This window comes from Plebeiibacterium marinum, assembly GCF_026013615.1.
Taxonomy (GTDB): domain Bacteria; phylum Bacteroidota; class Bacteroidia; order Bacteroidales; family Marinilabiliaceae; genus Saccharicrinis; species Saccharicrinis marinus_A.
Window position 1 is genome coordinate 58719 of the sequence record NZ_JAPDPI010000029.1, and the last position, 10187, is coordinate 68905.

The following is a 10187-nucleotide window of genomic DNA, read 5'->3' on the forward strand; positions in this document are numbered from 1 at the left end:
GTCATAAAAACGAAACCTTTATAAATAAATTGAAGTATACGAATTCAGTTTTTTTTACAAAAAATACCATTGGTCGAGATTGTAATGCGCTGAGGGGCAGAGACTTATGTATTTGTTGAAAAAGCAGGGTTCTTTGAGTTTTTTATATCTGAAGTAAATGGTTAGGAGAATTCTGATTTTTGTTATATTTTGCATTGCCGCAAAAATGAACGCACAGTTCGACCCGCAGTATAGTCAGAATATGTTTAACATGCTGGCTGTCAACCCCGGATATGCAGGGAGTTCGGAGTCGATAAATTTAGTGGCTTTAAACAGAAATCAGTGGAGTGGGGATTTGGGGATTCAGACAACAGTTTTTAGTGGCGATATGCCGGTAAATTTTTTAGGACTGGATTCAGGAATTGGATTGGGGATTGTAAATGATGAGATTGGATTAATTACCAGTTTGTCAATGATGCTCAATTATTCAGCCAGGTTTGAATTGCAAAAGGGGACAATAGCTGTAGGTTTAAGTTTGGGACTTGTTAATCAGAGTATTGATGGGAGTGGTTTTAAATTTCCCTCCATGGATAACGATGTTTATGTAGACGATGACCCAAGTTTGACTTCGGCAGAAGTATCAGGATCTGCACTGGATGCCGGATTTGGAATCTTCTATAAGCAAAAGAAATTGTATGCGGGAGCATCGTTGTCGCATTTAAATAAACCAAGGCCAAATTATAAGGATGAAATAAATTTTTCTTATTCCCGAACCTTTTATCTGACTTGTGGGTATAACCATAAAGTTGAAGATACACCATATGAAATTTTGCCATCGTTGTTTTATAAAACAGATGGAAGTAGTTTTCAGGTGGATCTGAATACTTTAATAAGATATAAAAAGAGATATTGGGGTGGATTAACTTATAGGTATCAGGATGCCATTGTGCTGATGGGAGGATTGGAAATGAAAAATGGTGTTCGTTTTGGTTATAGTTATGATATTACTACATCAGCTATTGGTACAGCAGGTAAAGGTGGTAGCCATGAGTTGATGATTGGATATAATTTTGATATTGATTTTGAAAAAAGAACAAAACGCTACAAAAGCGTTAGATATTTATAGTAGATAGAAATTTTAGAAATTAAAATACCGATAGTCTGAAACATTATGAAAAAAGTACTAGCTCTTAGTGTAATAATAATCACTATTCTTAGCGGATGTAGTAATTCCGGAGGCGGTGAACTTGTCGGCGTTGCACGACGAGGTACCTTTTATGAGCCTGATCCTTATGGTATGTTGTTTATTCCACAGGGAAGCTTTAATATGGGGCCAAATGATCAGGATGCTGCATGGTCGCTTACGGCACAATCAAAGACTGTATCTGTTCGTTCCTTTTGGATGGATGAAACAGAAATTACCAATACAGAATACAGACAGTTTGTTTATTGGGTAAGGGATTCAATTGCTCGTAAGCTTCTTGGAGATCAGTTTGAGGAGTTTGTTATCACTGAAGATATGTATGGGAATGAAATAGATCCTCCTTTCCTTGATTGGGATACAGAAATTGAATGGGATAATGAAGAGTATGCAGAAATACTTGATGAAATGTTTCTTCCCGAGAATGAAAGATTTTTCCGCAGAAAAGAAATTGATACCAGAAAATTAAATTATGAGTATCAATGGGTGGATATGCAGCAGGCTGCAAAAAAGACAAATCGTTTTAATTTCGAAACAAAGCAGTACGAAGGTGTTGCGTATAATCAAAAAGGTGAAGAAGCTGTTATCAGAGATCGTTCGGCATTTATTATGAATGATGTTGTTAACGTGTACCCTGATACACTTTGCTGGATTGCAGATTTTACTTATTCGTTTAATGAGCCATGGACTGAAAAATATTTTTGGCATCCAGGTTTTGATGAATATCCTGTTGTAGGAGTAAATCATAAGCAGGCTACAGCATTTACCATTTGGAGATCAAGGTATATGAATAATTACCTGAGAAGTAAAGGACAACCGGAAGTGATGGATTATCGTTTACCAACTGAAGCGGAATGGGAATATGCCTCAAGAGGGGGATTAGAAAATGCCATGTATCCTTGGGGTGGAATGTATACCCGTAACGATAAGGGGTGTTTCCTTGCTAACTTTAAACCATTGCGTGGTAGATATGGTGATGATGGAGCCCAATCAACTTTACTTGTGGCATCTTATGCTCCAAATGATTTTGGATTGTTTGATATGTCGGGTAATGTTGCAGAATGGACTTCAAGTGCTTTTGATGAGTCAGCGTATAGTTTTACCCATGACTTTAACCCAACTTATAAATACAATGCATTGCCTGATGATCCTCACGTGATGAAAAGGAAAGTGATAAGGGGTGGATCATGGAAGGATATCGGTTTTTATTTACAATGTGGAACTCGTACGTATGAATATCAGGATTCTGCAAAATCTTATATTGGTTTCAGATGTGTAAGAGATTATATTGGTAACTAACAAATAACTTGAAAATAAATAAAGTAATAAATTAAATTAACACAATACACTATGAGTATTACTGAATTTGTAGAGAGTCCCGGATATAAAAAAGTAATGGGTAAGGTTTATGGAATTGGTGCCGCGGTAGTAATTCTGGGAGCTTTATGGAAAATTTTGCACTTGCCAGGTGCAGCACTTATGTTGATAGCCGGATTAGGAACTGAAGCGATAATATTTTTATTGTCTGCTTTTGAACCTCCTCATGAAATGCCAGATTGGAGTTTGGTATATCCTGAATTGGTAGGTTTGGAACCCAAAGATTCCCGTCAGGGAGTTGGAGGTGGCGGAAGCGAACTTCAGGCTCTTATACAAACAGGTAATATTGATGAGCGTACAGTGGCTCAATTGTCAGAGGGTATCAAAAAGCTGGGTACTACTTCATCGCAATTGGCAGATTTAAGTGATGCTTCTCTGGCAACACAGAGTTATTTACAAAATATTCAAAATGCCTCAGAGTCTGTAGGTAAATTTGGAAATATTCAGGCTAAAACAGCTCAGGTTATTGAAGAGAGTGCAAGTACATTAGCCAGCTCCTATTCAGCGACTGCCAGTGCAATTTCTGAATCAGGAACTAAAGTTGCCAATGATTTGGCACAATCGGGAGAGAGTCTGATAAATGGGATGAACTCTTCAGGTGAGGCCATATCTTCTGCATATAGTAAATTAAGTTCTAGTATTGAACAAAATGCTCAGGGAATTTCAGAGAATAGTAAGCTCTATGGGCAGAAGTTAGAAGAGGTAAATAGTAATCTGGCCGCTGTTAATTCTTTATATGAGTTGCAGCTAAAAGGATCTAAATCTCAGGTTGAAGCAACAGAGGAGTTGACATCAGGGATTACTGAAATCAAAGAATATTTGAAGCAGTCGGTTGAGGATGCTAAAGATTATCGTGATCAGGTAGCCGCCTTAAATAAAACTGTTGGGGAATTAAATACAATTTATGGCAATATGTTGAGTGCTATGAATGTAGGGGGTAACCGCTAAAAATTAACTATTTAGTAATTACAAAAAAGATTATTGTATTATGAGTGGTGGAAATTGTCCAGAAACCCCCAGGCAGAAAATGATCGGAATGATGTACCTCTTCCTTACAGCAATGCTTGCATTGAATGTATCAGGAGAGTTACTTCAGGCTTTTAAATCTATGGATGAAGGTTTTGTACAAACCAGGGAAACTGTAGAAAGAAAGAATCATGTTTTATATGGGCAGTTTAAGGCTGCCAATTCTAATAATCCGGGAAAAGCTGGTGCTGCCTGGAATGAAGCTAATGTAATAAAAGATGCTGCTGATAGTTTAGTAAACCATATTCAGGATCTAAAAGTATTGATCGTTCAAACAGCTGATGGTCCTGAGGCTACACCAAGTAATTATACTTCAGGTAGTAATCAGGATATTGCTCCTCAGATAATGATTACTGAAAAAAATGCAGAGCGCAGCAAGGAGTTAAAAAGAAGGATCAATGAATATAAGGATGTGCTATTGAAATATTTAGATGAGAATAATCCTAATGATACTACTTTTATTTCTGCATATACAAGTATTTTTAATACGGATCCAATTAAGGGAGAAAAGGATGTTGAAAAGTCGTGGGAATCTACTAAGTTTGAACATGTTCCTTTATCTGCATCTCTTGCTTATTTAAGTAAAATTCAGGGAGATGTAAGAAATGCGGAAACCGATATGGTAGCTAATCTTTACGCGGGTATTGATAAAGACTCCTATAAGTTTACGGATATGATGTCAGTGGTAAAACCTTTTAAAACTACTGTTTTAGAAGGGGAGACTTATAAGGCTGAGCTTTATATGGCAGCATATGACCCTAATATTGTGCCGGAGATTGAAATTGATGGTAAAAGATTAACTGAGGTTTCTGATGGAAAAGGAATTTTAGAATTGAAAAAGCCAGTAGGTGAACATAAGTGGAGTGGTTATATAAAAATGCCTACCCCCGATGGTTCAGATTTAATTCCATGGCCTGTTGAAGGTGAATTTCAGGTAGTGAAGCCAAATGCCGTTATTTCTCCTACAAAAATGAATGTTTTTTATGAAGCTCTTGAAAATCCTGTGGATATTTCAGTTCCCGGGGTAGCCAGTGATAAGTTGGATATTCGGATGACAAATGTGTCGAAGAAGAAAAAAGGAGCAGGTTATATAGTAACACCACAGGCTGGGTCAGCAGGAAAAAGATCGATAATTTCGGTATATGCTACTATTGATGGTAAATCAAAATTTATTGGGAAACAAGAATTTCGTATCAAACGGGTTCCTGATCCGATACCTGTAGTTGCCGGAAAAAGTGGAGGGAAAATATCAAAAAATTTGCTGGCAGCTCAGAAAGCTGTTTTTGCAGAAATGAAAGATTTTGATTTTGAGTTGAAATATGATGTCACAAGATTTACGGTTTCTGTTTTAAAAGGTGGATATATTGTGGATGCCATTTCTAAGAGCAATATATTTACAGATGAACAGAAAGATCTTATCTCAACTATGAATAGAGGACAAAAAGTACAAATTGAGGATATACGGGCTAAGGGTCCTGATGGCAGAACCAGGAGTCTCGGAACAATTACATTTGTATTAGACTAGTAATATAATTGACAAAAAAATCTGAAAAGATAAAAAACAACAATAATGAAAAAGTTATTCTTCTTGTTAATTCTAACTGTGTTATTGGCTGCAGGTAATAAATCTGTAGAAGCACAGAATGTATTGGATGGAATCTATCCTAAAGAGCATGTTTTAAATCGTAAGCCTATTCCGTATACACATGTAAGAGAAGCAGATGTGATGTGGGCAAAAAAAGTTTGGAGGATTATTGATTTACGTGAGAAGATTAATCTTCCTTTGTATTATCCTGTAACCACTATGGATGGACGTTTAAGTCTGATACAATTGTTAATGCAGGGTATTCAGTATGAAGGTTTAACTGCATACGATACCAAGCATGAGGATGAATTTAAAGTTCCAATGAGTGTGGATCAGGTAATGCAGGAAATGGGGGCTACAGCGGATACAGTAGAGATTATGCAAGAAGATGGAACTTATGCGCCTCAAATTATTGCTGGTGAGTTAAGGCCAGAAGAAGTAAAACAGTTCTTACTTAAAGAAGTTTGGTTCTTTGATCGTAACTATTCTCGCCTGGACGTTCGTATTATTGGTATATGCCCAATTAGGGAGTATACAAAAAGCAGTGGTGGTGAAGACCAGATTGCCAGAAAGCAAGCCTTTTGGATTTATTTCCCTGAAGCAAGAGAAGTGTTAGCACGCAACGAGGTTTTTAATCCTCATAATGATGCGCAGCGTCGTACTTTTGATGATATTTTTATGAAGAGATATTTTGGAAGTTATATCGTTCGTGAATCGAATGTTTATAATAACCGTAGAATCGACCAATATGCAGTTGGTATGGAAGCAATGCTTGAATCAGATCGGATTAAAACAGAAATATTCGATTTTGAGCATGATTTGTGGGAATTCTAGAAGAAATAACAGGATAAAAAAAAAGGAGTGCATTTTGCGCTCCTTTTTTTATGCTATAAATTTTGCTTTGGTTATTCCGGGAATTGGGTGGAAATATCAGCGGTGAATTGTCTTATTTGTTGTTCGTTGTTTTTAGGGCAAATTAGCAAGCAATCATTGCTCTGTGCAATTATGTATCCATCCAAGCCTTGTATTACAGCCTTTGTGTTGTTTGGGATATTAACTATGCAATCTTTTGAATCGTAAGTTAAAACCTTTCCTGTGTTAATGGCATTCTTGTTATTGTCTTTTACAGAATGCTCATATAAGGAAGACCAGGTTCCCAGGTCGCTCCACCCAAAATCTGCAGTTAAAACACAAACATTGTTGGCTTTTTCCATGATTCCATAATCAATGGATATGTTTTTGCAATCTGCATATATGTTTTGTATTGATTCCAGTTCATCTTCCGTATTTATTTTATCCTGGATAGAATCAAAAAGTGATTTAACATCTGGTAAGTGATTGTCAAATGCATTGTTGATTGACTCAAGTGACCATAAGAAAATACCTGAATTCCAAAAGAACTCTCCACTTTCAAAGAAAACTTTAGCAAGCTCTAAATTAGGCTTTTCAGTAAAGGTTTTTACGGGTTCAATTTCTCCCAATGTATTTGTAGAGTCATCACTTACTTGAATATATCCATATCCTGTTTCAGGTCTGTGTGGTTTAATTCCAAGGGTTAATAACGAATTGTTTTCTTCAACAAATTCAACGCCTTTAGAAATAACCCTTACAAACTCTTCCTGTTTTAAAATTAAATGGTCTGCCGGGGTAACAATAACTGAGGCCTGTGGGTTACGGGTTTTGATCCATGCGTTAGAATAGGCAATACATGGAGCAGTGTTCCTTCTGTATGGCTCAGTCAAAACTTGGTTTGGTTTTAGCTCAGGAAGTTGTTCTAATACTAAATCTTTGTATTCAATACTAGTTACCACCAAAAAGTTTTCAGCAGGACATATAGGTAAAAACCTGTCAAATGTTTGCTGAATCAGGGTGCGTCCTGTACCCAAAATATCTAAAAACTGTTTAGGTGTTTCTTGTCTGCTTAAAGGCCAGAATCTGCTACCAATCCCTCCGGCCATAATTACACAATATCTGTTGTTTAATGTTTCCATCTAAATAGTAGTTTGCATTAATTTGAGCGTGAATTTACCTAAAAAGGATTAGAATAAAAATGAAAAAGCCATTTCAAACAAATTATTGTATTGGATTTAGAAATTATTTTTATTGTCATGATATAGTTGTTACTTTTAGCCAAAATAACATTTATGGCATTATTTTATCATACCGGGAGGTACGTCCTGTTTTTAAAAAGAGTTTTTGCAAAGCCTGAAAAACACCGGATCTTTATTCAGCAATATTTTAAAGAAGCGGAAAAATTGGGTATCCATTCTATAGGTATTGTTTTGATCATCTCATTTTTTATGGGAGCCGTTATAACTTTACAAACTGCGTATAATTTAGAAATGGCATTTATTCCCAAATATACTATTGGATTGGCTGCCCGGGAATCTGTTTTGCTGGAGTTTTCATCTACAATTGTAGGTTTAATACTGGCCGGAAAGGTAGGGTCTAATATTGCATCTGAAATAGGAAGTATGAGAGTTACCGAACAGATAGATGCAATAGAAATTATGGGAATAAACTCTTCCTCTTTTTTGGTTCAGCCAAAAATACTTGCCTTGGTTACGATGATGCCTTTGCTTACTGTTATAAGTATGGCAATTGGAATTTCAGGCGGATGGCTGGCAGGAGTTGTCTCCGGGGAGCTTACCTCTGTGGATTATATTCTTGGAATCAGGTATTCTTTTAAGCCTTTTTATATTGTATATTCTATCATCAAATCTGCTGTTTTTGGTTTTTTGATTTCATCTATTTCTTCTTATCAGGGTTACTATGTTGAAGGAGGATCTTTGGAAGTTGGTATTGCCAGTACAAAAGCTGTTGTTGTTAGTAGCATCCAAATTTTATTGTTCAATCTTTTATTAACACAATTGTTGCTGGCATGATAGAAATTAAAAATGTTAACAAATCCTTTAATGGAAAGCAGATTCTATTTGATGTGTCTGCAAAATTTGAAGCAGGGCAAACAAACTTGATTATTGGACAGAGCGGTCATGGTAAAACAGTTTTGTTAAAATCGTTAGTGGGATTGCATGCTATTGATTCCGGTCAGATAATTTATGGAGACCAGGTTTTTTCAGATATGTCGTTTTTAAGCCAAAAACAAATTCGCCAGGAAATTGGGATGTTGTTTCAGGGATCAGCGCTTTTTGACTCTCTTACGGTTGAAGAGAATGTGCGATTCCCTTTGGATATGTTCTCAACCAAATCGGCAGAAGAGAAACTGGATAGAGTCAACTTTTGCCTCAAAAGGGTAGATCTTAACAATGTCAACCACTTGTATCCATCTGAAATAAGTGGGGGGATGCAAAAAAGGGTAGCTATTGCCCGTGCTATTGCGCTAAATCCCAAATACCTTTTTTGCGATGAGCCTAACTCAGGCCTCGATCCCAAAACCTCAATTGTAATAGATAACCTTATATATGAAATCACCAAAGAATATGGGATAACTACCATTATTAACACTCACGATATGAATTCTGTGATGGGTATTGGGGAAAAAATTATATATATCCATTCCGGACGAAAACTTTGGGAAGGAAACAAAGAGGATATATTAACTGCAAAAGAGGAGCAGTTAAATGATTTTGTTTTTGCTTCGGAACTTTTTAAAAGAATAAAAGAAAGAGTGTAATTGAAGTTTTATGGAAAAAGCGCAAGGTGTTTTTGATCTCAGATATATCTTTTCTTTTGTTGATTGGTTGAAAGATTCAGGGAAATCGCATTTTGAAGTTTGTGATTATTCTACAAATTCTGGATTTATTAATCTAAATTACCCCGAAGAGTTTAAGGTGGGGGAAATTGGTTTTCATTATGATTTATTGTCAAAACTCAATGAATTATTCCCCTCTTGTATGGCTAGCGTATATTTACCTGTTCAAATAGAAAACCATATTTTAAACAGGTGGAAAGTATACCGTAGTAATGTGCCATACACGATAAATGAAAACGGCAAGTTTGAATTCAAGGCATTTTCATTTTTCCCTTTGGCGTTTTATCTTCAATTGGCCACAGTTTTTATAGAAAAGTGGGGTTTTATAAAAGATAGTTCAGAATGGAATTCGTTTAAAGAATTCTATGAGGATTACAAATATGCACAAGGTAGTATAATAATTTTGGGTCTATCTACCCCCAGGCAGAAGTCTTATTTAGTTGAGCATTTAGGAAAAACATATAGCAGAGGGGAATTAATGGATTTTGTGGATAGGCTGTTTGATCAATATAAACACACCCATATAGCCATTGAGTTGTTTCGAAATATTTTTGCGTGTTTTGGACAAGACATAGAATGTGTTGGAAATATGGCTTTTGATAATTATATGGAAAGTCGTAATACCGTAGTAGCATGGAATAGAGCAATTGTTGAACATTTGATGAGTAAATTTCATTTTTCTTTATGTTTTTCAAATAAAATCGCAAATATTATTCTAAAGTGAACCTTTACTCCATTTTAGTGTTTTAATATAGAAGTCATCATAAATTAAAATTATTGGCTTAAAAGCTAAAAGAGGAGTCAGATGTTTGAGGTTAGTTTAAGAGTTGGGATTTGTTTTATGGCTCCTCTTTTTCTTTTGGGCGTGCCCCTCGTCAAAACCTTGCATATCAATTAAAGCAATGATGCTCGGGTCGGGCTATCCGTTTCAACTCCTCGCTTGCACATCATATGTATCAAAACAACTATTTACTTTTGCACCTTTTGTAGATAACAAATTATATCGTTACCTTATCGCTGTGGGGTATCCACTACTATCCCTCACGCAGAGACATTGTCCAATAACCAATGATCAATGATCAATCACCAATAATCAATGATCAATCACCAATTATCAATTATCAATAAGCAGTAACCAATAACCAATGTCCATTGACTATTGACCAATGACTAGTGACTAATAGCTATTGCCCAGTAAAAAAAAATCTCCATCCAACCCCTTGACAAGGTGCTTGTTATCTTATATCTTTGTGTTTCGTGTGAAAAAACTTTGCAAAAAAGTTTGGCGGGTAAAAATAAAACCTCTT

Annotated in this window: 9 protein-coding genes; 8 read left to right on the forward strand and 1 reads right to left on the reverse strand. The window is 35.9% G+C overall.

All coding sequences use genetic code 11. The annotated features are described in order from the left end of the window. The first annotated feature begins 157 nt into the window (after window positions 1–157). The 5 genes from OM074_RS14130 to porN are packed head-to-tail and all read left to right on the forward strand — an operon-like array spanning window position 158 to window position 6002. Window positions 158–1105, forward strand: a complete 948-nt coding sequence (locus tag OM074_RS14130) for a PorP/SprF family type IX secretion system membrane protein (RefSeq protein ID WP_301200512.1) — start codon at window positions 158–160, stop codon at window positions 1103–1105. A gap of 45 nt (window positions 1106–1150) precedes the next feature. After that, window positions 1151–2479, forward strand: a complete 1329-nt coding sequence (gene porK, locus OM074_RS14135; RefSeq protein ID WP_301200514.1) for a T9SS ring complex lipoprotein PorK/GldK — start codon at window positions 1151–1153, stop codon at window positions 2477–2479. A 51-nt stretch (window positions 2480–2530) separates the two neighbouring features. Beyond that, the gene (gene porL, locus OM074_RS14140) at window positions 2531–3505 is read left to right on the forward strand and encodes a type IX secretion system motor protein PorL/GldL (RefSeq protein WP_301200516.1); all 975 of its coding nucleotides are present in this window, start codon (window positions 2531–2533) and stop codon (window positions 3503–3505) included. Between the two features lie 40 nt (window positions 3506–3545). Beyond that, entirely contained in the window at window positions 3546–5108 is a 1563-nt protein-coding gene (gene porM / locus OM074_RS14145) for a type IX secretion system motor protein PorM/GldM (protein ID WP_301200518.1), read from the forward strand. Between the two features lie 45 nt (window positions 5109–5153). Next, entirely contained in the window at window positions 5154–6002 is an 849-nt protein-coding gene (gene porN / locus OM074_RS14150) for a type IX secretion system ring subunit PorN/GldN (RefSeq protein ID WP_301200520.1), read from the forward strand. 71 nt (window positions 6003–6073) lie between these two features. Here porN and OM074_RS14155 read toward each other — a convergent pair whose 3' ends face one another. After that, a complete protein-coding gene (locus OM074_RS14155; protein ID WP_301200522.1) occupies window positions 6074–7159 on the reverse strand; it encodes a mannose-1-phosphate guanylyltransferase in 1086 nt (361 codons plus the stop codon). A gap of 153 nt (window positions 7160–7312) precedes the next feature. On the opposite strand from OM074_RS14155, the gene OM074_RS14160 reads away from it, so the two are divergent. Genes OM074_RS14160 through OM074_RS14170 form a run of 3 tightly spaced genes read left to right on the forward strand, consistent with a single transcriptional unit; the run spans window position 7313 to window position 9604 of the window. Beyond that, window positions 7313–8053 carry an MlaE family ABC transporter permease gene (locus OM074_RS14160; RefSeq protein ID WP_301200525.1) on the forward strand — a complete coding sequence of 247 codons (741 nt, stop codon included), beginning with the start codon at window positions 7313–7315 and terminating at the stop codon, window positions 8051–8053. Beyond that, a complete protein-coding gene (locus OM074_RS14165; protein WP_301200527.1) occupies window positions 8050–8802 on the forward strand; it encodes an ABC transporter ATP-binding protein in 753 nt (250 codons plus the stop codon). The genes OM074_RS14160 and OM074_RS14165 overlap by 4 nt, the downstream gene beginning before the upstream one ends. Before the next feature lie 10 nt (window positions 8803–8812). Next, window positions 8813–9604 (forward strand): hypothetical protein, encoded by a 792-nt coding sequence (locus OM074_RS14170; RefSeq protein ID WP_301200529.1) that lies wholly within the window; start codon window positions 8813–8815, stop codon window positions 9602–9604. Window positions 9605–10187: the final 583 nt, after the last annotated feature.

Coding starts and splice junctions, on each gene's coding strand:
- OM074_RS14130 (WP_301200512.1), top strand. CDS start 158: ATGGTTAGGAGAATTCTGATTTTTGTTATATTTTGCATTGCCGCAAAA.
- porK (WP_301200514.1), top strand. CDS start 1,151: ATGAAAAAAGTACTAGCTCTTAGTGTAATAATAATCACTATTCTTAGC.
- porL (WP_301200516.1), top strand. CDS start 2,531: ATGAGTATTACTGAATTTGTAGAGAGTCCCGGATATAAAAAAGTAATG.
- porM (WP_301200518.1), top strand. CDS start 3,546: ATGAGTGGTGGAAATTGTCCAGAAACCCCCAGGCAGAAAATGATCGGA.
- porN (WP_301200520.1), top strand. CDS start 5,154: ATGAAAAAGTTATTCTTCTTGTTAATTCTAACTGTGTTATTGGCTGCA.
- OM074_RS14155 (WP_301200522.1), bottom strand. CDS start 7,159: ATGGAAACATTAAACAACAGATATTGTGTAATTATGGCCGGAGGGATT.
- OM074_RS14160 (WP_301200525.1), top strand. CDS start 7,313: ATGGCATTATTTTATCATACCGGGAGGTACGTCCTGTTTTTAAAAAGA.
- OM074_RS14165 (WP_301200527.1), top strand. CDS start 8,050: ATGATAGAAATTAAAAATGTTAACAAATCCTTTAATGGAAAGCAGATT.
- OM074_RS14170 (WP_301200529.1), top strand. CDS start 8,813: ATGGAAAAAGCGCAAGGTGTTTTTGATCTCAGATATATCTTTTCTTTT.